The 21580-nt window shown below is 67.3% G+C and carries 21 protein-coding genes and 2 riboswitches; of the genes, 9 read left to right on the top strand and 12 right to left on the bottom strand.

Features of this window, described 5'->3' with window-relative positions; genetic code table 11:
- The first annotated feature begins 23 nt into the window (after positions 1 to 23).
- From LDO14_RS07135 to LDO14_RS07125, 3 genes are read left to right on the top strand one after another with little or no spacing between them, the layout of a single operon-like run.
- Positions 24 to 242 carry a hypothetical protein gene (locus tag LDO14_RS07135; RefSeq protein ID WP_223994588.1) on the top strand — a complete coding sequence of 73 codons (219 nt, stop codon included), beginning with the start codon at positions 24 to 26 and terminating at the stop codon, positions 240 to 242.
- Positions 194 to 919 (top strand): alpha/beta hydrolase, encoded by a 726-nt coding sequence (locus LDO14_RS07130; protein ID WP_223994586.1) that lies wholly within the window; start codon positions 194 to 196, stop codon positions 917 to 919. The genes LDO14_RS07135 and LDO14_RS07130 overlap by 49 nt, the downstream gene beginning before the upstream one ends.
- 11 nt (positions 920 to 930) lie before the next feature.
- Positions 931 to 1788: a lysophospholipid acyltransferase family protein gene (locus LDO14_RS07125; RefSeq protein WP_223994584.1), complete on the top strand. Its 858-nt coding sequence runs from the start codon at positions 931 to 933 to the stop codon at positions 1786 to 1788.
- 69 nt (positions 1789 to 1857) lie between these two features.
- Here the strand turns inward: LDO14_RS07125 and LDO14_RS07120 are convergent, their stop codons facing one another.
- The 3 genes from LDO14_RS07120 to LDO14_RS07110 all read right to left on the bottom strand — a co-directional run bounded on the left by LDO14_RS07120 (position 1858) and on the right by LDO14_RS07110 (position 5417).
- Positions 1858 to 2898 carry a GNAT family N-acetyltransferase gene (locus tag LDO14_RS07120; protein WP_144600384.1) on the bottom strand — a complete coding sequence of 347 codons (1041 nt, stop codon included), beginning with the start codon at positions 2896 to 2898 and terminating at the stop codon, positions 1858 to 1860.
- 2 nt (positions 2899 to 2900) lie between these two features.
- Positions 2901 to 4286, bottom strand: a complete 1386-nt coding sequence (locus tag LDO14_RS07115) for a glycine--tRNA ligase (RefSeq protein ID WP_018771628.1) — start codon at positions 4284 to 4286, stop codon at positions 2901 to 2903.
- Positions 4287 to 4418: 132 nt separating this feature from the next.
- Positions 4419 to 5417: a DMT family transporter gene (locus LDO14_RS07110; RefSeq protein ID WP_018771627.1), complete on the bottom strand. Its 999-nt coding sequence runs from the start codon at positions 5415 to 5417 to the stop codon at positions 4419 to 4421.
- 32 nt (positions 5418 to 5449) lie between these two features.
- Between LDO14_RS07110 and LDO14_RS07105 the strand changes: the two genes are divergently transcribed.
- A complete protein-coding gene (locus LDO14_RS07105) occupies positions 5450 to 5683 on the top strand; it encodes an RNA-binding S4 domain-containing protein (RefSeq protein WP_018771626.1) in 234 nt (77 codons plus the stop codon).
- Between the two features lie 84 nt (positions 5684 to 5767).
- Here LDO14_RS07105 and LDO14_RS07100 read toward each other — a convergent pair whose 3' ends face one another.
- The gene (locus LDO14_RS07100) at positions 5768 to 6418 is read right to left on the bottom strand and encodes an alpha/beta fold hydrolase (protein WP_018771625.1); all 651 of its coding nucleotides are present in this window, start codon (positions 6416 to 6418) and stop codon (positions 5768 to 5770) included.
- Positions 6419 to 6496: 78 nt separating this feature from the next.
- Here LDO14_RS07100 and LDO14_RS07095 point away from each other — a divergent pair, with 78 nt between their 5' ends.
- Positions 6497 to 7366, top strand: coding sequence for an SGNH/GDSL hydrolase family protein (locus LDO14_RS07095; RefSeq protein WP_018771624.1), 870 nt, complete (start codon positions 6497 to 6499; stop codon positions 7364 to 7366).
- A gap of 49 nt (positions 7367 to 7415) precedes the next feature.
- Positions 7416 to 8021: a hypothetical protein gene (locus LDO14_RS07090; protein WP_018771623.1), complete on the top strand. Its 606-nt coding sequence runs from the start codon at positions 7416 to 7418 to the stop codon at positions 8019 to 8021.
- A 64-nt stretch (positions 8022 to 8085) separates the two neighbouring features.
- On the opposite strand, the gene LDO14_RS07085 is transcribed toward LDO14_RS07090, so the two are convergent.
- Positions 8086 to 9570: a CoA-acylating methylmalonate-semialdehyde dehydrogenase gene (locus tag LDO14_RS07085; protein ID WP_018771622.1), complete on the bottom strand. Its 1485-nt coding sequence runs from the start codon at positions 9568 to 9570 to the stop codon at positions 8086 to 8088.
- Positions 9571 to 9604: 34 nt separating this feature from the next.
- Positions 9605 to 10525: a 3-hydroxyisobutyrate dehydrogenase gene (gene mmsB, locus LDO14_RS07080; protein ID WP_018771621.1), complete on the bottom strand. Its 921-nt coding sequence runs from the start codon at positions 10523 to 10525 to the stop codon at positions 9605 to 9607.
- 135 nt (positions 10526 to 10660) lie between these two features.
- On the opposite strand from mmsB, the gene LDO14_RS07075 reads away from it, so the two are divergent.
- The gene (locus LDO14_RS07075; RefSeq protein WP_223994582.1) at positions 10661 to 11569 is read left to right on the top strand and encodes a LysR family transcriptional regulator; all 909 of its coding nucleotides are present in this window, start codon (positions 10661 to 10663) and stop codon (positions 11567 to 11569) included.
- Positions 11570 to 11604: 35 nt separating this feature from the next.
- On the opposite strand, the gene LDO14_RS07070 is transcribed toward LDO14_RS07075, so the two are convergent.
- The 4 genes from LDO14_RS07070 to LDO14_RS07055 form a co-directional block, all read right to left on the bottom strand.
- The gene (locus LDO14_RS07070) at positions 11605 to 12750 is read right to left on the bottom strand and encodes a zinc-binding dehydrogenase (protein ID WP_018771619.1); all 1146 of its coding nucleotides are present in this window, start codon (positions 12748 to 12750) and stop codon (positions 11605 to 11607) included.
- Positions 12751 to 12758: 8 nt separating this feature from the next.
- Positions 12759 to 14141: an MFS transporter gene (locus LDO14_RS07065; RefSeq protein WP_018771618.1), complete on the bottom strand. Its 1383-nt coding sequence runs from the start codon at positions 14139 to 14141 to the stop codon at positions 12759 to 12761.
- A 166-nt stretch (positions 14142 to 14307) separates the two neighbouring features.
- A complete protein-coding gene (locus tag LDO14_RS07060) occupies positions 14308 to 15423 on the bottom strand; it encodes a homoserine O-acetyltransferase (RefSeq protein ID WP_018771617.1) in 1116 nt (371 codons plus the stop codon).
- 12 nt (positions 15424 to 15435) lie between these two features.
- Positions 15436 to 15551, bottom strand: a riboswitch (SAM riboswitch).
- Between the two features lie 100 nt (positions 15552 to 15651).
- Positions 15652 to 16974, bottom strand: coding sequence for a bifunctional o-acetylhomoserine/o-acetylserine sulfhydrylase (locus LDO14_RS07055; RefSeq protein ID WP_018771616.1), 1323 nt, complete (start codon positions 16972 to 16974; stop codon positions 15652 to 15654).
- A gap of 43 nt (positions 16975 to 17017) precedes the next feature.
- Positions 17018 to 17132: riboswitch (SAM riboswitch) on the bottom strand.
- 218 nt (positions 17133 to 17350) lie between these two features.
- Here LDO14_RS07055 and LDO14_RS07050 point away from each other — a divergent pair.
- Together LDO14_RS07050 and LDO14_RS07045 are read left to right on the top strand one after the other, a co-directional pair.
- Positions 17351 to 17989: a VOC family protein gene (locus tag LDO14_RS07050; RefSeq protein ID WP_026266126.1), complete on the top strand. Its 639-nt coding sequence runs from the start codon at positions 17351 to 17353 to the stop codon at positions 17987 to 17989.
- A 189-nt stretch (positions 17990 to 18178) separates the two neighbouring features.
- Positions 18179 to 19831: an HNH endonuclease signature motif containing protein gene (locus tag LDO14_RS07045; protein WP_223994579.1), complete on the top strand. Its 1653-nt coding sequence runs from the start codon at positions 18179 to 18181 to the stop codon at positions 19829 to 19831.
- Between the two features lie 45 nt (positions 19832 to 19876).
- On the opposite strand, the gene LDO14_RS07040 is transcribed toward LDO14_RS07045, so the two are convergent.
- Together LDO14_RS07040 and LDO14_RS07035 are read right to left on the bottom strand one after the other, a co-directional pair.
- The gene (locus tag LDO14_RS07040) at positions 19877 to 20656 is read right to left on the bottom strand and encodes a CPBP family intramembrane glutamic endopeptidase (RefSeq protein ID WP_018771902.1); all 780 of its coding nucleotides are present in this window, start codon (positions 20654 to 20656) and stop codon (positions 19877 to 19879) included.
- Between the two features lie 111 nt (positions 20657 to 20767).
- A complete protein-coding gene (locus tag LDO14_RS07035; RefSeq protein ID WP_018771901.1) occupies positions 20768 to 21556 on the bottom strand; it encodes a DeoR/GlpR family DNA-binding transcription regulator in 789 nt (262 codons plus the stop codon).
- Positions 21557 to 21580: the final 24 nt, after the last annotated feature.

Here is a 21580-nt window from a genome sequence, read left to right as displayed (position 1 = left end):
GAATGATCCAAGGAAGCATGGGAGTGACCGGCGCCCATCAGCAGTACAACCTCATGGTTGAACTCTACGTGGGCCGCCTTAGGGTTTATAAATGGACCATCGGGATGGGGAGGAACCAGGCATGGGCAACCGTGGTACGCGTGGGCCAGGCGTTCAAGGCGCAGGAGTTCAAGGCGAAGGTGACGCCGGCGGGGTGCAGGCCGGGCAGGCGCCGGTGGTTCCCGGCCACCAGCCTGTACTGAGCGTCCTTGAAGCATCCGGCGACACCAAGGGCGTGGTCCTGGTCCTGCACGGCGGCAAGGCCCACAGCCGCGATCCGGTCGAGGCCCGGCACCTGAGCCCGGCCAGGATGGTCCCCTTCGCCAGGCACCTGCACCGCGCCGGCCGGAAACACGGGCTGGCCGTCTGGTCACTGCGCAACAGCGTCCGCGGCTGGAACGGGCCTGACATGTCGCCGTTGCAGGATGCCCGCTGGGCGCTGGGGAAGATTTCCGAACGCCACCCCGACGTTCCGGTCTTCCTGCTGGGCCACTCCATGGGCGGCCTGACAGCCGTGTGCGCAGCGGACCACGCCCAGGTTGAGGCCGTTGTGGCGCTTGCCCCGTGGCTGAGCCCGCAGACTCCCGCAGCCAGTGTCGCCGGAAGAAAAGTCCTGATCATCCACGGCACCACCGACCACATGACCAGCCCCTCCCAGTCCCTTGCCTTCGCCCGCCGGGCCTCGGCCGACGCCACGAGCATGCAGTATGTGGCCCTCAAGGGCGTTGGGCACTTCATGCTCCGTAAGATCCGGGTGTGGCAGACACTCGCCACCGGGTTCGTCATCAAGTCCTTTGCCGAGAGCACGGGCGCCGCAGTCCGGCCGTCGCCTGCCTTCACCCGGCTGCTGCCGGACTCATCCGCCCAGGTCACCCTCTAGGCAGTTTCCCCATGCCCTGGCGTCCACCAACCAACGACCGCTTCTACCGGCTGATCGTCCGGACCGGGCAGTTCCTGCGCTGGGCGCTGCGGCTGGACGTCCAGGCAACCGGCCTGGAACACCTGCCGGAAAAGGGACCCACCAGGGGGCCCTCGCGGCTGGTGGCCCCCGGCAAGGGGGCGGTGTTCGCCGTCACGCATTTCGGCTACCTGGATTTTGCCGTGCTGGAGCTGCTCCTGTGGCGGCACGCCCGTGCCCAGCTGCGGTTCCTGGTCCACCAGGGCGCGGCAGACCATTGGCTTGCCGGCCCCGCCATCAGCGCCAGCGGCCACGTGGTGGTGGGATATACGGACCGTTCGGACGCCTATGACGCCGCGGTGGCCAAGCTGCGCGACGGCGAGTACCTTGCCGTGTTCCCGGAAGCGGGGGTCAGCCGCAGTTTTACCGTGCGCGAGTGCCGCACTGGGGCTGTCCGGATGGCTGCGGAGGCCGGCGTCCCGGTGATTCCGGTGTCCATCTGGGGCGCCCACCGGGTGTTGACCCGCGGCCACGGCTTTTCCCTGCGCCGCAGCTGGCGGGCGCCGGTACGGGTGCACGTGGCCGAACCGGTGGTCTATCCGCCTGACGTTGACGTTGAAGCGGCCACGGAAGCACTGCGCCGGACACTGCAGTCAGGGATCGACCAGTGCATCGACGGGTTTCCCCTCCGACCGGAATCCGGCGCGTGGTGGATGCCCGCGCACCTGGGAGGCAGCGCGCCGACCGACGCCGTGCGGCAACTCCTGGACGCAGCAGACGCCGCCGCGGGCCGCCGTCGGGCTCCCCGCCGAAGGCAGGCCCCGCAACGGACGGCCCGTTCCCCCAAGTGACCCGCACGCAACGTTGAGGGCCTGTGTGGGCGTCCAACGGGGGCCGCCTGGGGGCAGGCAGGCAGTTCCTTAGTCCGAGACCACCAGGGTTTCGGACCCCGCCAACCGTGCCTTGCCGCTTTCCAGCAGGGGCTCGACGGCGGCGCGCAGGGCGGCCATGGAGTCGTCCAGTTCCAGCATGACCGGGTGCTGGTACGCGATCAGGGCAAGCATGTCCCGGACCGCCTCTGCGGCATCGTCGGCGTCCAGCGAAGGCTCGTGCCCCACGAACACGTCGGTGGGCGTATCCGAACCTGAGCCCGCAGCCGCGTCAGCATGGGGTGCGGCGTCCGGGTCTGCCGGGGCCGCGTAGCTCACCGCGAAGGCACGGATGCGGCCCTTTTTGGTCGGCGCCACGCCTGAGCCGAACGCGGACTCCGGCTGCGCCCGCAGGACGATGGCACCGTGGGCCCCGGTGAGCTCGTCCAGGAACAGCTTCTGCACCTGCCCCACGGACAGGACGCCGGGCGAGTCCCACCCGTGGATGGAGGTGTAGTACCGGCCCACCACGTCGGTCAGCTCCACGGAGCCGGTGGCAAGGTCCATCACCACGTCCGAGCCGGCGTTCTCGCCGCTGGCCGCGCCGCCGTCGTCCTTGGCGGGGAACACCGGAAGCCGCAGGGCGCCCGGCTCCACCACCACAAGGCGGGAACGCTGGATGGGTGCCAGCCCAAACGCCTCGGCAAAGGCCGCCCCCGCGGTGCCGGGCTCCACCTTGGCGCGCAGCCTGGTGACCCCCGACGGCGCGTGTTCGGCCTCGCGCCGCAGCATGGTCAGGAGGCTCGCCCCGATGCCCGCGCGGCGGTGGTCGCGGGCCACCTCGATGTAGCACCAGAGGCGTTCCGGGTGCAGGGAGGCCTCATAGACGACGCCGGCCGCCACCGGAATGCCCACGCCGTCAATGACGTCCTCGGCCACGACGCAGCGGCGCCACGGGGAGCCGTCCCTCCCGTTGGAGGACACGGCCAGGGCCCCGCGGAACTGGCGGGCCTGGGCGGTATCCGGGTCGCCCCAGATTTCCAGGAGCGCCAGGTCGTCGCCGTCCCGCCATTCGCGGTATTCGATGGCCATGCTCAGGCCCCGATCAGCCGTGCCGCCAGGTAGCCCTCCACCTTGTCCAGGGAGACCCGCTCCTGGCTCATGGTGTCCCGCTCGCGGATGGTGACGGCCTGGTCCTCCAGCGTGTCGAAGTCCACGGTGATGCAGAACGGGGTGCCGATCTCGTCCTGGCGGCGGTAGCGGCGGCCGATGGCGCCGGCGTCGTCGAAGTCGATGTTCCAGTTCTTCCGCAGCTGCGCGCCGAGGTCCTTGGCCTTCGGGGACAGGTCCTCGTTGCGGCTCAGCGGCAGCACGGCGGCCTTGACCGGGGCCAGGCGCGGGTCCAGCTTCAGGACGGTGCGCACGTCCACGCCGCCCTTGGCGTTGGGGGCCTCGTCCTCGGTGTAGGCGTCCACCAGGAAGGCCATGAAGGAGCGCGTGAGCCCGGCCGCAGGCTCGATCACGTACGGGGTGTAGCGCTCGTTGGTGGCCTGGTTGAAGTAGCTCAGGTCCTGGCCGGAGGCCTTCGAGTGCGTGGTGAGGTCGAAGTCGGTGCGGTTGGCGATGCCTTCGAGTTCGCCCCACTCCGAGCCCTGGAAGCCAAAGCGGTATTCGATGTCCGTGGTGCCCTTGGAGTAGTGGCTCAGCTTCTCTTTCGGGTGCTCAAAGAAGCGCAGGTTTTCCTCGCGGATGCCCAGGCCGGTGTACCAGGCCATGCGCTCCTTCATCCAGTACTGGTGCCATTCCTCATCGGTGCCGGGCTCGACGAAGAACTCCATTTCCATCTGTTCGAATTCACGGGTGCGGAAGATGAAGTTGCCGGGCGTGATCTCGTTGCGGAAGGACTTGCCGATCTGGCCGATGCCGAACGGGGGCTTCTTCCGGGAGGTGGTGAGGACGTTGTTGAAGTTCACGAAGATGCCCTGGGCGGTTTCCGGGCGGAGGTAGTGCAGGCCTTCCTCGCTGGCCACCGGGCCCAGGTAGGTCTTGAGCAGGCCGGAGAACTCCTGCGGTTCGGTCCACTGGCCGCGGGTGCCGCAGTTGGCGCAGGCAATGTCCTTCAGGCCGTTCTCGGCCGGCCGGCCCTTCTTTTCCTCGTATTCTTCCTCGAGGTGGTCGGCGCGGTAGCGCTTGTGGCAGGAGAGGCATTCCACCAGGGGGTCGGAGAAGACCTCTACGTGGCCGGAGGCTTCCCATACCTGGCGGGGCAGGATGACGGATGAGTCCAGACCCACCACGTCTTCGCGGCCGCGGACCATGGACTGCCACCACTGGCGCTTGATGTTTTCCTTCAGCTCCGCGCCCAGGGGGCCGTAGTCCCAGGCCGAGCGCGAGCCGCCGTAGATCTCACCGGCCTGGAACACGAAGCCCCTCCGCTTGGAGAGGGAAATGACCTGGTCGAGGACGGACTTTGCTGCCATGGGGTAACTCCAATTTCTACAGGGCCGCTGGGTGCGGTCCGCGGGTTGTCAGGCCCCGGCCGCCGTATGCCTGGAGGCACAGTGGGCAGGGTGCCGGGGCGAATGAAGGAAGATCGTTGAAAAGCTCGTGTCCTAGCGTACCGGCCGCTGCCTGCGGAGCGCGCCCCGCGGCCACGGCAGAGTTGCCAGGATGATCGCGGCGAGGGTCAGCAGGGTCCCGAGGACGGTGGCCGGGGCGACGACGGTGCCCGGGGCGGGCAGCGCCAGGTCCAGGGCCAGCGAGCCGAGCAGCTGGCCGGCAATCATGCCCAGCCCGGTGACCAGTACGCCAAGGCTGCGGACCAGGAGGGCGCCGAGCCCAATGAATACGCAGCCCATGGGACCGCCCAGGTAGTACCACCATTCGGACGGCAGCGGGTTGGCTGGGCCGGCCACCGCCAGCTTCACCGCCAGCGCTGTCCAGAGCACGATGCAGCCGGCCACGAAGTTGACCAGGGTGGCCGCGATCGGTGTGCCGTAGTGGACGGTGGCGGTGCCGTTCATGGCCTGCTGGAAGCTCATCAGGAAGCCAGCCGCCACGGGCAGCAGGATGGGAAGCAGCAGGGAGGACGGACCACCGTCGGTTCCGCCGGCCTCCGCGCCGCTGAACCGGGGCGAAACCGCCCAGGCGACGGCGGCGATAGTGAGGACGCAGCCAATGATGCGGATGCCGGTGACGGATTTCTTCCCGGCCGGCCCGATTCCCAGGCGGTCCACCAGCAGGCCGCTCACGGTCTGCCCGGTGACCGTGGCCACGGTGAAGAGTGCCACGCCCAGGATGCCCACCGTGAACGACTGGGCAAAAACGAACAGCGCGCCGATGGCACCGGCCACCACGTAGATACGTGGAAAGGCGCGTTTGCGGACCGCGGGAAGGATGCCGGCCAGCCCCGCCCGCCCGCGCGGCAGGACCAGCGAAATCACGATCATGACCAGCAGGCCTGTGCTGAAACTCACGGCCGCCGCGGCGATGCCGTCACCGAGGCGGGCGCCCAGGGCCCCGTTGATGCGCCCCTGGACTGGGATGGCAAGGCCGGAACCCACGGCCAGGGGCAGGCCTGCGAGCACCGGCAGGCGGGAAGGGGAGGTCATTGAATCCACCTTAGTTCAGGCATTATTGCTCTATGAGCAACCCCATTGACGACGTCCCCATCCGCGACAGCATGATCCGGCTGGGCCAGCTGCTGAAGCTCGCCAACCTCGTGGAGGACGGCGTGGAGGCGGCGGCGCTCATCAAGAACGGGCTGGTCAAGGTCAACGGCGAAATCGACGACCGCCGCGGCCGCCAGCTGCACAACGGCGACGTTGTCACGGTGAACGGACAGAGTGTCCGGGTAGTGGCGCCCGAAACGGACTGACGCAACGCAGGCGCACTGCCCGGCGGAGGACGTGCAGGCCGCGTGACGTGACGTCCGCCGGGACTGCCGGCCGCCGTCGTACGCCTACTTGTTCAGCACCTCGTGAGTGAGGAACTCCCCCACGTGCCCGATCTCCTGCTGGTTGATCCCGTGCCACATGCCGGTGTAGAGCACCTTGGTGAGCTTGACGTGCTTGCGGACCCAGCCCATGGTGTACTCGATCTTGTCCTGGGTGATCACCGGATCCTGCTGGTCCCGGCCCCAGAACATGGGCACGGTGCCGTCCAGCTCATCGTCCCTGAACGAAGGGTCGCCGGCTGCGTCCACCACGAAACCGGACAGTCCGACGACGGCAGCGAAGTCCGTGGGCCGCTGCCGCAGGAGCGTGGTTGCCATGGCCATGCCCATGGAGAAGCCGAGCAGGGTCACCGACGGATGCCCCACCCGGATGGTGTCGATCCACTCCAGTACGTACGCCGAGGCCTTCTTGACCCGCTCCAGCGAGTACTCGATGGAGGCCGTGAGCGGGAACCAAGTGAAGCCGGGGCCCGTGGCGATCGGCGCACGCACGGACGCGACGGCGAAGTCCCCGGGCAGCAGGTCGGCCAGGCTGAGCAGGTCCCGCTCATTGGCGCCGTAGCCGTGGAGGAGCACCAGCAGCGGCTTGCCGTCGCGCTGGTCCTCCGGATGGGACCACAGGACAACGGGGGCAGGAAATACTTCGGCGTCAGTCATGGTTTCCATTCATATCAGTTACCCACAAGTAACAACCTACGTTCGCGTAGGCAGTGAAGCGGAAGGCAGGATAGGACCGTGACTGACGCAAGTGACATCAAGGCCCCGTCCGCGCACCCGGGATCCCACCCGTGGACCCGTTACGTGGCGATGGGCGATTCCTTCACCGAGGGCATCGGCGACCCCGAACCCGCGAGCCCCGGCGGCCACCGCGGCTGGGCCGACAGGGTGGCCGAGGAGCTGGGCAGGACCCAGCCTGACTTCGCCTACGCCAACCTGGCCGTCCGCGGCCGCCTGCTGCAGCAGATCGTTGACCAGCAGCTGGCGCCTGCCCTGGAGCTGAAGCCGGACCTGGTAACCCTGTCGGCGGGCGGCAACGACCTCATCCGCCCGGGCGGCGACCCGGACGTGCTGGCCGAAAAGCTCGATTCCGTGGTCCAGATCCTGTCCCTGGGTGGTGCCACGGTGGTCCTGTTCAACGGACCTGACACCGGCTCGTCAGTGCTCGGCAGGATCCGCAGCAAGGTGGCCATCTACAACGAGAACCTGCGGACGGTGGCAACGCGGCACGACGCCATCATCGCGGACATGTGGTCGCTGCGGCAGTTGAGCGATCCGCAGATGTGGGACCAGGACCGGCTGCACTTCTCCCCGCTGGGGCACCACACCATAGCGGCCATGGTGCTGGACGCGCTCAACGTTGAGCATTCCCTGGAGCCGCTGCAGCCCAAGCCCCTGCCGCCCCGGACCTGGCGCGAGGCCAGGAGCGGGGACCTGGTGTGGGCGCGCGAATACTTCGTGCCGTGGGTGCTGCGGCGGCTGCGCCGCCAGTCCTCCGGGGACGGCATCACGGCAAAGCGGCCGACGCCGGGCCCCGTCTTCGGTCCGGGCGTTCCCTTGGGTGCGGGTGAGGGCCCGTTGGGAACGTCGGAGCCCAGCCGCCGGTAAGGCCGCCCGGGGTTAGGCTGGAAGGACAACACTCGAGAGGCGCGGCACCGTGAGCAGCTTGTTTTTCTGGATTATCGTCCTGTCCTTCGTCGTCCCCATGGCCATGCGGATGTACCGGCGGTCCGTGGCACGGCGGGACCGGGACCAGTCGTTGCCCGGGCGCTTCCCTGAACAGTTCCCGGGGCAATACGGACAAGACGGGTATCCCGGCCCCGGCCAGTACCCGGGACCGGGCCAGTATCCAGGCTCGGCCGGGCCGCAGAGCAACCAGCCCCGCGACGGCTATACCCAGCAGGACTACTTCTCCGGCGGCTTCCGCAGTATCCAGCGGCCGCAGCCCCTGGGCGACCCGCAGCCGTTGCCCCACCAGTACGGCCAGCAGCCTCTGCCGGACCCCGGCTACGGTCCCCCGCAGGGACAGGGGTTTGGTCAGCCAGGCTTTGGCCAGCCCGGCTTTGATCAGCAGGGGTCTCAGCAGCCGCGTCCCGGAGAGCCGACGCCGGGACAGTCCCCAGCGCCGGCCACTCCCCCGCCGCCGGCGGCACCGCAAGGGTACCGCGCCCGCAAGCTCGCGGAACTGGACCAGCAGTACACCAACGGTGAGCTGTCCATGGAGGACTACATGAAGCGGCGCAGCGACATCATGAACGGCTAGTAACAGGAGCGCCACCGGGCCTGCCCGGTGGCGCTCCTTTATGCGTTCAGTGCTCCTGTCAAGCTCAGTGGACCTGCGGGAAGCCCAGGTCAATCACCGAGGTGGAGGGATCCGGCCAGCGCGTGGTCACCACCTTGCCCCGGGTGTAGAACCGGATGCTGTCCGGGCCGTACATGTGGGTGTCGCCGAACAGCGAGTTCTTCCAGCCGCCGAACGAGAACGTGCCTACCGGCACCGGAATGGGCACGTTGACGCCCACCATGCCTGCCTCGACGTCGAACTCGAACTGCCGGGCCGCCCCGCCGTCACGGGTGAAGATGGCCGTGCCGTTGCCGAACTCGTTGTCGTTGACCAGCTTCACGGCGTCGCCGTAGGTATCGACGCGGACCACGGACAGGACCGGGCCGAAGATCTCGTCGTCGTACACCTTCATGCCCGGCTTGACGTGGTCCACCAGGCTGACGCCGATGAAGAATCCGTTTGAATCGAACTGCTGCGAGCGCCCGTCCACAACCACGGATGCGCCTTCATTTTCGGCCCCCGCCACATAGGAGGCCACGCGGTCCCGGTGCTCCGCGGTGATCAAGGGGCCCATCTGGGACGCGGGGTCCGTTCCCGGGCCGATCTTCAAACCCGCCATGCGGCTGGAGATTGCCTTCACCAGGTCGTCCGCGATGTTGCCCACGGCCACCAGGACGCTGACGGCCATGCAGCGTTCGCCGGCTGACCCGTAGGCGGCCGAAACCGCAGCGTCGGCAGCCATGTCCAGGTCGGCGTCGGGAAGCACCACCATGTGGTTCTTTGCACCGCCCAGTGCCTGCACCCGCTTGCCGTGTTCTGCCGCCCGCTTGTAGATCGACTGGGCAACGGGAGTGGAGCCGACAAAACTCACGGCTTTGACGTCCGGGTGCTCCAGCAGGACATCCACGGCTTCCTTGTCACCGTGGACCACGTTCAGCACCCCGGCCGGCAGGCCCGCTTCGGCGAAGGCCTCCGCGATGAAGACGGCGGCCGACGGGTCCTTCTCGCTGGGCTTCAGCAGCACGGTGTTGCCGCAGGCCAGGGCACTGCCGATCATCCACAGCGGCACCATGGCCGGGAAGTTGAACGGCGTAATGCAGGCTACGACGCCCACCGGCTGGCGGACGGAGTGCACGTCCACCCCGGTGGAGACCTGCTCGGACCGCTCGCCCTTGAGCATGTGGGACAGGCCGGTGGCGAAATCGATGTTCTCCAGGCCGCGGGCGATTTCGCCCTCTGCGTCGGAGAGGACCTTCCCGTGCTCGCTGGTGAGGATGGCCGCGAGCTCGGGCTTCCGCTGGGTCAGGATTTCGCGGACCCGGAAGAAGATGCCGGTCCGCCGGGCCAGGCTGGTGGCCCGCCAGGCCGGCAGCGCGGAACGGGCAGCCGCGATGGCTTCCTCTGTCCGTGCCGCCGAGGCAAGCGCCACCTGCTTCTCCTGTTCACCGGTGGCTGGATTGAACACCGGGCCGAAGCGGTCTGCGTCGCTGACGCGGGTGCCGTTGATGTAGTGCGGGATGGTTTCCACGGGGAGTCTCTTTTCCTGCGTTGCGTGGTGCGGGCTAGTTGGCGGACGGCGCCGGGTTGGCGGGTTCGAGTGAGCCGTCCACGAGCTTGATGATCATGGAGCAGTCCTTGCCGGCGTCACCGGCGTCAATAAGCCGCTGGAACAGCTGCTGGACGTGCCTGCCGATCTCCAGGGGCGTGCCGGTATCCTCGGCTGCGCTGATGGCCAGCCCAATGTCCTTGTTCGCCAGCTCTGTGGTGAAGGTGGGCGCGAAGCCGTTGTTCGAGGCTGCGGTGGGAACCACGCCGGGCACCGGGTACCAGGTCCGCAGTGCCCACGAGTCGCCCGAGGAGACAGAGGCAATGTTCCAAAAGACCTGCTTGTCCAGGCCCAGCCGGTCGGCAAGCACAGCGCCCTCCGCGGTGGAGGCCAGGTTGATGAAAAGCATCAGGTTGTTGCAGATCTTGGCCGCCTGCCCCGTGGTGGGGCCGCCCGTGGGGATGATGTTGGCGGCCATGGGGCCGATGTAGCCCGTGGCGTCCGCCACGGCCCCCTCTTCGCCGCCAACCATGAAAGTAAGCGTTCCCGCTTCCGCCCCGCTCATTCCACCCGACACCGGGGCGTCCAAGAAGCGGAAGCCGGCGGCAGCAGCGGCGTCGTGCAGTTCCTGGGCGGAGGCGACGTCGATGGTCGAGGAGTCAATCAGAAGCGTCCGGGTGTCCGCGTGCGCCAGCACGCCGTCCCCGCCGAGATACACCGCACGGGCGTGTTCACCCTTGGGCAGCATGGTGAACACGGCGTCCGCACCATCCACCGCTTCGGCGATGCTGGCGGTCCGCTTGACGCCGCCTGCTTCAGCGGCTGCCAGGGCTGCCGGGTTGAGGTCGAAACCGCGCACATCATGCCCGGCTTTCGCCAGGTTTACGGACATGTGGCCGCCCATGTTGCCCAGGCCAATCCAACCGATAACTGCCACGAGTAAGCTCCTTTGCTTCCATTCCAGCCGTACTGCCGGCATGTCTGTGTCAACGATCACACCCTGTTAGAGTGCAATCAAGGGGAAAAATCACAGAGGCCATGTGCACTGCTGCACATCGAAGGAAGGACCGGAGTGGACCTGAGACGGTTGCCAAGCCCCGACGACCTGCTCATCCTGCTCACCGTTGCCCGCCTGGGCCGGTTCAACGCGGTAGCCGAGACGCTGGGAACAACCCACACCACCATCTCCCGCCGCATCCTCGCCCTGGACAGGCAACTGGGCGGCCGGACTTTGGAACGCAGCCCGCAGGGTTGGGAGCTGACGCAGCTCGGTGCCGCGGCCGTGGAAGCGGCAGAGGCGATCGAAGGTACCCTTGGCTCGCTGTCCGGCCTGATCAGCCAGGACCAAAGCACCCTCGCCGGCCTGGTCCGCGTCGCCACGACGGACGGCGTGGGAGCAGTGTTCGTCACCCCGTCGCTGGTGCGGCTCCAGCAGCAAAACCCGCAGCTGAACATCGAAATGCTCAGCGCCACCCGGAAAGTCAGCCAGAACCGGTCGGGCGTGGACCTGGAGATCGTGGTGGGCCGGGCGGACGTCACCACCGCGCAGACAATCTTCCTGAGCAACTACTACCTGCGCCTCTACGCAAGCTCAGCGTATGCCGCCCGGCATGGCCTGCCGGAAACGCTCGACGACGTGGGGCAGCACGGGTTTGTGTCCTACGTCGAGTCCGCACTCCAGGTGGCGGAGCTGGGGCCGCGCTGGTCCTCGCAGCTTCCGCTGCCCAGGACGAGCTTCCAGGCCACCAGCGTGTTCGCCCAGGTGGAGGCGGTGCGGCAGGGTGCGGGCATTGGGCTGCTGCCCAACTTCATGGTGGCGGGCTGCGGGGACTTCGTGCCCGTCCTGGCGGCCGACTTTGAGCGCCAGCTCCCCATCTGGGCCGTTGCCCGCCCGGAGTCGCTCCGGTCCGCACCGGTCCAGGCGGTGATTGCGGCACTCAAGGCGGAAATGAAGGAGCGCTCCGGGGTGCTGGCGGGGTAGGCGCTGTTCTTGCGGACCCAGGCCCCCCGCACAAGTCAGGCCTGGAACAGCCGCCTTACCACCTGCCCGGATGCCAGCGCGTCCAGGCCCTCATTGATCTCGCTGAGCGGCCGGGTGTCAGTGTGCAGCAGCTCAACCGGCAGCCTGCCTTCGCGCCAGAACGCCAGGTACTGCGGAATGTCGCGCGCCGGCACGGCATCCCCCATGTAGGAGCCCAGCAGCCGTTTTCCCGCCCCGGCAAACTGCAGGGCCGGCACCGTCAACTGGGCGGACGGATGGGGCAGGCCCACCGACACCACGGCGCCTCCCCGCGTCACCTGCTCCAGGCAGGAGGCGATAACGCCTGCTGATCCCACCGCTTCAATGGCAACGTCCACACCGTCCCCGGACGCTTCCGCGATCAGCCGTGCCGCGTCCTCCGGCGTTCCCACCGATGTGGCGCCGGCGTCGCGGGCCAGCTGGTGCTTGCCTTGGTTTGGATCGATGGCAATGACGTCGGCGGCTCCAGCGAGGCGCGCTGCCATGACGGCTGACAGGCCCACGGCTCCGAGGCCGAACACCGCTACGGACTGCCCCGGACTGACAGCCGCGGTATTCAACACTGCACCCATTCCGGTGAGCACGGCGCAACCAAACATCGCGGCAACCGTGTCCGGGACGTCGTCGTCGATCACCACCACCGATTCCCTTGCCACCACTGCGTAATCGGCGAAGGCCGAGACGCCAAGGTGGTGGTTGATCCGTTCCCCTGCCGGAGTCCGCAGCAGTGCCGGCCCGTGCAGCAGGTCGCCGGAGCCATTGACCTCTGCTGCACGGTGGCAGAGGGCCGGCCGGCCGGCCAGGCATGCACGGCACCCGCCACAGCTCGGCACGAAGACCAGCACCACATGGTCGCCCACGGACACGTCGGACACGCCGGCCCCCACGGACACCACCCGACCCACCGCCTCGTGGCCCAAGGCCATGGGCAGCGGCCGGACGCGGGAACCGTCCACCACCGAGAGGTCCGAGTGGCAGAGGCTGGAGTAGGTGATGGCAACACCAAGCTCACCGGCGCGGGGCTCCGGCTGCGCCAGTTCCTGCACCAGCAGCGGAGCGGCCTCGGAGTAGGTCTGCTTCCCGTTGCCGGCCCCCGTGGTGGGGGCGGCGGGAACGGTGGAGTACAGGACGGCGGCTTTCACGGATCCTGCTACTTCTTGCGGGCGGCAAGGAGGTCGGCGGTGCCCTGGGCGTCGGCGGCGTCCACGTCGTGCAGCGAGATGCCGCGGGTTTCCTTCAGGAAGTAGACCGCGACGGCGGTAATGGCGCAGGCGATCAGCAGGTAGACCGCCACGGGGACGGAGGACTTGTAGGCGCCCAGGAGCGAGGCGGCGATGATCGGGGCCAGGGATCCTGCCACGATCGACGTCACCTGGTAGCCCAGGGACACCCCGGAGTAGCGCATCCGGGTGGGGAACATTTCCGCCATGATGGCAGGCTGCCCGGCGTACATGAAGGCGTGGAACACCAGGCCGATCATGATGGCGGCCAGGATGATGGCATCGTTCTTGGTGTCCATCATGGGGAAGGCGAAGAAGCCCCAGGTGGCCCCCATGATGGCGCCGGCCATGTAGACGGGCCTGCGGCCAAACCGGTCCGACAGCTTGCCGACCATGGGCACGACGGCGAAGTGCAGGGCGTGGGCAAGGAGCAGCAGGAGGAGGATGCGGGTGGTGTCGGCCTGGACCACGGTTTTCAGGTAGGTGATGGAGAACGTGACCACGAGGTAGTACAGGATGTTTTCCGCCAGGCGCAGGCCCATGGCGGTGAAGACGCCGCGGGGGTAGCGCCGGAATACCTCAGCGACGCCGTAGCCCTTGTGGCCGGCTTCGACCTCTTTGCGGGCTTCGAGGAAGATCGGTGCGTCATTGACCTTGGTGCGGATGTAGTAACCGATCAGGACGATCACCGCGGACAGCCAGAACGCTACGCGCCAGCCCCACCCCAGGAAGGCGTCCTGGGTCAACGTGGAGGACAGGGTGAACAAGACGGCGGTGGCAAGCAGGTTTCCCAGCGGCACTGCCGACTGTGGCCAGCTGGCCCAGAAACCGCGGGATTTGCTGGGGCTGTGTTCGGCCACGAGGAGGACGGCGCCGCCCCACTCGCCGCCAACGGCAAAGCCCTGGGCGAACCGGAGGACCACCAGCAGTGCGGGAGCCCAGTAGCCGATCTGCTGGAACGTGGGCAGGCAGCCCATGAGGAAGGTGGAGACGCCTACCAGGATGATGCTCAGCTGCAGCAGCTTCTTGCGTCCGAACTTGTCGCCGAAGTGGCCAAAGACGATGCCGCCGATGGGGCGCGCCACGAAACCGACGGCATAAGTGAGGAAGGCGGCGATGATGCCATCCAGTTCTGTGCCGGCGTTGGGGAAGAAGGCCTTTCCGAACACCAGGGTGGCAGCCGAGGCGTAGAGGAAGAACTCGTACCACTCAACAACGGTTCCGGCCATGGAGGCCGTAACCACTTTCTTAAGGCCTGAAGCCTTGACGTCGGTTTCCTCTGTGCGCCTTGCGGCGGAGCTTTCCGTACTCATGCGAACTCCTTCGGCGTCGTCGTCGACACCACGGGGACCAATCAATGGCGGCCGGGTGTGATGCACACCACGAACGCACCGGATTCGATTGAGTATGGTCTGCCTGCGGTGCAACCTCAACGCCGATTAGTGCAGAAGGCATCTGCAGGAATGCACATGCGGGGCGCTAGGCCAGGAAGCTGCTCCGGAGCTGGCTGCCCAGCTGCCCGATCTCTGTCAGGAACCCGTCGTGCCCGATCGGCGCCTGGATGACGTGCACGTCCACGTCCCCCGGCAGGGCCTGGGCCAGCTCACGGGACTGCGACGGGAAATACAGCCGGTCCGAATCCACGGCGGCCACGAAGAACCTGGCGGTGGACCTGGCCAGGGTTTCGGCCAGGGTTCCGCGGCCCCGGCAGATGTCATGGCTCATCAGCGCCTCGGTGAGGGCGATATAGCTGTTGGCGTCGAAGCGCTTCACGAGCTTGCTGCCCTGGTGGTCCAGGTAGCTTTCCACCTGGTAGCGGCCGCGGGCGGCCAGAGCCTCACCCTTCAGGGGCGACTCCGGCGCCTGGGGTTCCCGGCCGAAGCGGCCTTCCAGTTCAGCCGCGGACCGGTAGGTGATGTGGGCAATGCGCCGGGCAAGTGCCAGCCCGGCTTCCGGGCAGGGGCCGCCGTAGTAGTCGCCGCCGTTGAAGTGTGGGTCCTGCCGGATGGCCAGGGTCTGGGCCTGCGCGAAGGCGATCTGTTCCGCCGTGCTCGCGGCACCCACGGAGATGACGGCGCAGCGCTGCACCCTCTCCGGGTAGGTCACTGCCCATTCAAGGGCGCGGGCGCCGCCCATGGATCCGCCCAGGACAGCGAACCAGCTGCTGATGCCCAGCTGGTCAGCCAGCCGGGCCTCTGCCACCGTGCTGTCCCGCAGGGTGACCAGGGGGAAGCGGGAGCCCCAGGGGGCTCCGTCCGGGGCGGCCGACGACGGGCCCGTGGACCCGTAGCAGCCGCCCACGATGTTGACGGACACCACGAAGAACTTGTCCGTGTCCACGGGAGCGCCGGGACCGGCCAATTGTTCCCACCAGCCTTCTTCGTCCGTGTCGCCGCGGGTCACGTGGGTGCTGCCGGTCAGGGCGTGCTCGATCAGGATGGCGTTGCTGGCGTCGGCGTTGAGCGTGCCCCAGGTTTCGTAGGCCAGCGTGACGTCCGGGAGGTGCCCCCCGGCTTCGAGTTCCAGCCCTCCGATGGAGGCGTAGCGGACAATTCCGTGTTCGGGGATGGTGGTTCGGGCGACGGTAACCGTCATGGCAAGACCTCTTCTACGCGCTTGCCTGCCGTCGTCTGACCGGCAGGCCAGGTCCTCACCCGGGGCACCCCACCGCGGATGGAGGGTTGCCGGCCAGCAAGCCGGGGCTGTCACTGGCACTCATGACCTGGTTCGAGTGTACGAAACACCCCCCGCTCCAGGCCAAGAGTGTGACTGGTTGTGACTTCCCCGCTTGCCGGCCCTTCCGGCGTCAGCCCTGGCGCGCTTTTAGCTCTGGGCGTCTTTGGCAGCGCGGAAACCCGCTTCCAGGTCGGCCAGGATGTCGTCGATGTGCTCCAGGCCAACAGAGAGCCGGACCAGTCCCGGATTCACCCCGGCCACCGCTTGCTGCTCCGGCGAGAGCTGGCTGTGGGTGGTCGACGCCGGGTGGATGACCAGGGAGCGGACGTCGCCGATGTTGGCCACGTGGGAGTGCAGCTCCAGGGCGTCGACGAAGCGCTTGCCCGCCTCCGCTCCGCCGGCAAGGTTGAAGGCCACGACGGCGCCCGTTCCCTTGGGCCCGTACTTGCGGCCACGCTCGTACCAGGGGCTGGAGGGCAACCCGGCGTAGGCGACGGATTCGACGTCGTCCCGTCCTTCCAGCCAGCGCGCCACTTCAGTGGCGTTGGCAACGTGGCGTTCCACCCGCAGGCTCAGCGTCTCCAGGCCCTGGGAGATCAGGAAGGCGTTGAAGGGGGAAACCGCCGAGCCAAGGTCGCGCAGCAGCTGGACGCGGGCCTTGAGGATGTAGGAGAGGTTGGCACCCAGCGCACCGTCGGCGCCTAGGTCGCGGGCGTAGACCAGGCCGTTGTAGGTGGGGTCCGGGGTGTTGAAGCCGGGGAACCGTTCAGGGTCCTTGCCGAAGTCGAATTTGCCGGAGTCCACGATCACGCCGGCAATTGCGGAGCCGTGGCCGCCCAGGTATTTGGTGGCGGAGTGGATCACGATGTCCGCACCCCACTCCAGTGGGCGGATCAGGTAGGGCGTGGACAGGGTGTTGTCCACGATCAGTGGCACGCCTGCCTGGTGGGCCACCTCGGAGATGCCTTCGATGTCCAGGACGTCCTGGCGGGGATTGGACACCACTTCACCGAAAAAGAGCTTGGTGTTCGGCTGGACGGCGTCGCGCCACTGGTCCAGGTTGTCGGGATCCTGGACGAAGGTGACCGAGATGCCGAACTTCTTCAGGGTGTGGGCGAACAGGTTGTACGTTCCGCCATAAAGGCTGGGGCTCGCCACAATATGGTCCCCCGCCTCCGCAATGTTCAGCACCGCGAACGTCTCGGCGGCCTGGCCAGAGCTCAGCAGCAATGCGGCCAGGCCTCCCTCAAGGCTGGCGATCCGCTGTTCGACGGCATCCTGGGTGGGGTTGCCGATCCGGGTGTAGATGGGTGCAAGTTCGGCGAGGGCAAAGCGGTTGGCTGCGCTTTCGGCGCTGGGGAACACGAAGGACGTGGTCTGGTAAATGGGGAGCGCGCGGGCTCCTGTGGCACTGTCGGGCTCCTGGCCGGCATGGATCTGGCGGGTTTCGAAAGACCATCCGTTGGACATCTCAGTCTCCTATGACATGGGCCCGGAATGCGTGGGGCAGTACGGGCCGCGCTTGCTTCCGGCTCTTGCCGGACAGCCAGGTCCTCACCCGGGGCACCCCACCGCGGGTGGAGGGTTGCCGGCCAGCGAGCCGGGGCTTGGCGCTGGCGCTCATGACCTGCGCCCAGTCTAGGAACGGGGTAGTCGCCGTGGACAGCATTGTGACGAACAAGGTCGCCCTGCATGGCTTTCGAGCCGCCACAGGTGGGCCGCCCCGCACCCGGCCGGGGACGCCGCCGTCGTCCTTCTTGCCCATGTTCCCGGCCCTTTTCCCGGCCCTTTTCCAGTAAGGGTACCCTTAGCTGAGAGCCGGATCACAAAGTGCCAAGATGTTGCCATGCGCATGGATCACGTCTCTTACGCCTGTGAACAAGATGGCCTCGCGGCCACTACCGAACGTATTTCATCTGCCCTCGGCGTTGAGGCAGTGAAGGGCGGGGTGCACCCCCGGTTCGGAACCCGGAATATGATCATCCCGCTCGCCGGGCACAAGTACCTGGAAGTCGTAGAGGTCCTGGACCACCCGGCTTCGGACAAGGCACCGTTCGGACAGGCCGTGCGTGCCCGTTCCGCGGCCGGTGGCGGCTGGATGGGCTGGTGCGTCGAAGTGGACGACCTCGCCCCGTTCGAGGCACGCCTTGGCCGCGCCGCGGTGAACGGCAACCGCAAGTTCCCGGACGGCCGGGAGCTGGTCTGGAAACAGATTGGCATCCTTGGCCTTATCGCCGATCCCCAGGTGCCGTACATGCTCAAGTGGGAAGGCGACCCGGCACTGCACCCGTCCAACGCCTACCCCAGCAACCTTAAGATGAGCTGCCTGACCATCGCCGGCTCCGCGTCCCGCGTGACCGAGTGGCTGGGTGAACCGGTGGAGAAGCCGCTTGAGGACGTGGCGGTGGAGTGGGTCGCCCCGCATGGAACTCCGGGCATCCTGTCGGTCACGTTTGAAACCGCCAACGGAGCCGTCACCATCTGACGCTCCACCCCAGCCTCCCGGAATGTCCGGGAGGGGGTTCACCGGGCCAGTACCCGGATCAGCTTCGGCCGCCATCAGGTGGTGACAACGGCGTCACTACCCGATGGCGGCCGAATTCATTTAAGTGGCTGCTTCCTACATCGCTGCGATCCAGGTCTGAATGTCGGTGCCTCGCTGGATGATGTGGGTATGGGAATCGGCACGGGTGTTGGGGTGGTGTTGGAGGGTGTTTCTGCCTCTGTTGCTGCCCTCGATGCTCTTACCCGTGAGGATCATTTCCTTGCCGCCGGGACCGGTGTTGGCGCTGACGTGGATGTGCTGCAGCGGCGGTACGAGCTCCGGCTGGAACGGCTGGAGGCAGTCTCCCGGGTCGAGGCTCAGCTCGCCGCGGTGAAAGCCCTGGACGCGGCAGAAGCGGTCGAAATCCAGCAGGCACTGCTTGCCCCCGACGCCCCCGTGGATGAGCGCATGTTTTCGGAGATGTCAACGGTGGAGGAGATCGCCGGAGTCCTGACCGTCAGTTCCGCGGCCGCAGGCGGGTTGGTGGAACAGTCCCGCCGGGTGTGTTCCCTGCCGCCGCTCCTGGGCGCCCTGTCAGCCGGTGACCTGTCGTGGCAGCATGCCAGGATTGTCGCCGACGAAACCGAGGGGCTCACCCCTGACGGGGCTGCTGCCTTGGTGGCGCACTTCTTCGACCCCGACGCCCCCAACCCCGCCCGCGGCGCCGCCCCCGGCGAACTCGTCCCCGCCCGGTTCCGCGCCAAGATCCGCGCCTGGCGGGAACGCCACCACCCCGAAACCCTCGAAAAACGCCACGCCAAAGGCGTCGCGGACCGGCGGATGGAATACACCCCCGACCGCGACGGCATGGCCTGGCTCTCGCTCTACCTCCCCGGCGACACCGCCTGCGCCATCTGGAACCGCACCACCGCCACCGCCCGCGGCCTGCAGGGCCCTGACGAGCCCCGCACCCTCACCCAACTCCGCCCCGACATCGCAGCATCACTCCTCCTCGGCGCCGGAACCACCACGGCCACCGGTGAGGCTGCTCCGGGTGGGGCTGCACGGGCTACAGGTGATACGGCGGCCGCAGGCAGCGTTTCCGGCACAGGGAGCACTGGTGATGTTGGCAAGGTCCCCACCCCTCGGGCCGATGTCCTGGTCACCGTCCCGGTCTTCGCCCTGCTCGGACTCACCGATGAGCCGGCCGTGCTGAACGGCATGGGCCCCATCCCTGCCTCAATGGCACGGAGGCTTGTCGCGGACGGGGCGGAGTCGTTCTACCGCGTCCTGGTCGACCCCCGCGACGGGGCACCACTGGAGATCGGACGCACCCGCTACCGGCTCCCCGAAACCATCAAACAATGGATCCGCATGCGGGACCGGAAATGCACCTTCCCCGGCTGCACCAACCACACCCCCGACAACCACACCGACCACCTCACAGCCTGGGAACACGGCGGCAGAACAGCCGTCCGGAACCTGGCGCAGCTATGCCCCAAACATCACCGCTTGAAGCACGCCCGCACCTGGAACCCGGATCCCGCGACGGAACACGGACCACCCGGCTGGACCTCACCCACAGGCCGCCACTACAACCCCGAACACCAAGACCCCGAACCAACCCACTGGCCGCCAGGAATAGTGCCGCTTGCCGCCGTTCCAGCCTGGCCGGAACCGGAAGTGGAGGAGCTTGAAATGGAGGAACCCGACGGCGACAACCTGCTGGACCCGGAGGACCTTTTCGCTGCTGATGCCCTCTGGGACGACTTCTACGCGAAACCCTTCGTGTTGCCACCAGACCCACAAGCAGACTGGCCGTTGCTGCTGACGCTGATGTGACAGCAACAAGCATGGCTGGAGTCGCCCAGGCTGGTGTCCAGGGTCCTACCCCAACCCCACGGCTTTGCCGAACAGGCTGAAGCCAACGAAGGCCACGATATCCAGCAGGGCGTGGGCGATGACCAGTGGCATGACCCGGCGGGTCCGGGTGTACAGCCAGGCAAAGACCACGCCCATCACGGCGTTGCCAATGAAGGGACCAAAGCCTTGGTAAAGGTGGTAGCTGCCGCGCAGCACGGAGCTCGCCGCAATGGCCAGCGGCATGCTCCAGCCGAACTTGCCAAAGCGGTCCAGGAGGTAGCCCACCACAATGACTTCCTCAAGCACGGCGTGCCGCATGGCGGACAGGATGAGCACAGGCACGGTCCACCAATAGGCATCCAGGGCGCTGGGGATGATGGCGGTGGTAATTCCGAGCGCCCGGCCGGCCGCATAGAGACCCAGCGAGGGTATGCCGATCAGTCCAGCCAGTCCGAGGCCCTGGAGCAGATCCCTGCCGGGCCGGGCAAAATTGAACCCCAGTTTCTGAAAGGCAGAGCGGGAGTTGCCCGCCTCGCCCGGCACTGCCTGGCGCTGGTCCGTCAGGAAGTAGAAGACCAGCAGCACGGGCACCAGCGCAAAGATGATGTCCAGCAGCTGATATGTGAGGTCGAAGTATTCGCGGGTGCTCTGGGAGCGGTTCAGGGTGGACGTGCCCTCGGCAAGCGGGGCGCGTGTCATCTTGTCCAGCAGCTGCACCACGGAGTAGACAGCCGACTGGCCCAGGGACAGGCCCAGGACGATCCATACTTCGAGCCGAAGGCGACGGCGGGAGGGAACCAGCATGTTCCCATCTTGCCTTCAGTTTCTGGATCCGGCCTGATGGAGCGGCTGGTGTCCGCAGTCGCAAGCGGGCAGCGGTGCGCCGCCGGAGGAGCCCGGTGCCGGCAGTTCGGGTCAGGCGGGCGCGACAATCACTTCCGTGCCGTTGGCTTCAAAGGCAGCCTTGTCGCGGGGCGAGATGCCGGCATCGGTGATCAGCCGGGTGAAGTTGTAGCCGTCCATGGTGGCGAAGGCCCGCACGCCCACTTTGGAGGAATCGGCCAGGACGTAGGACACCCTGGCCCTGCTGGCCAGCAGCGCATTGACGGAGGCCTCCCCCTCCCCCGTGTTGGTGGGCCCGACTTCGGGATCGATGCCGTTGACGCCGATGAAGGCGATGTCCAGCACCACCTTCTGCATGATGATGTCCGTATAGGGTCCCACCAGTTCATAGGACCGCGGGTTGAGGATTCCACCGGTCACCATCACCTTGATGTTGGGCCGTACGGCCAACTGGCCCGCGATGTTGATGGCGTTGGTAACCACGGTGAGGGTGGGCTGGTTGGAGGGGGCGTTCAGGTCTTCCCGGGTGGCCAGGATCTGCGCGAGCGCTGTGCTGGTGGTACCTCCGCACAGGCCGATCACAGCGCCGGGCCGGATCAGCGCCGAGGCGCACTGCGCGATTTGTTCCTTGGCTTCGGCGTGGTCGTCGCGGTTGTAGCGGCCGGGGAGGTCGTAGGCCAGGGCACCGGTGGTGGCGCCGCCGCGGGTACGCGTCAGCAGCCGGCGTTTGGCGAGGCTGTCCAGGTCACGCCGAGCGGTGGCCGGGGATACGTTGAGGGTGCTGACAATCTCGTCGACCTCCACCTGGCCGGTTCTGGCCAGCAGGTCAAGAATCGCGGTCAGCCGGTCAGTGCGCGTCATGCAAGCGGGGCCTTTCCGTACATC

It is taken from the genome of Arthrobacter sp. NicSoilB11 (assembly GCF_019977375.1).
GTDB lineage: Bacteria > Actinomycetota > Actinomycetes > Actinomycetales > Micrococcaceae > Arthrobacter.
Note: the sequence above shows the minus strand (reverse complement) of the source record. Positions and strands in the feature narration are given on the sequence as shown.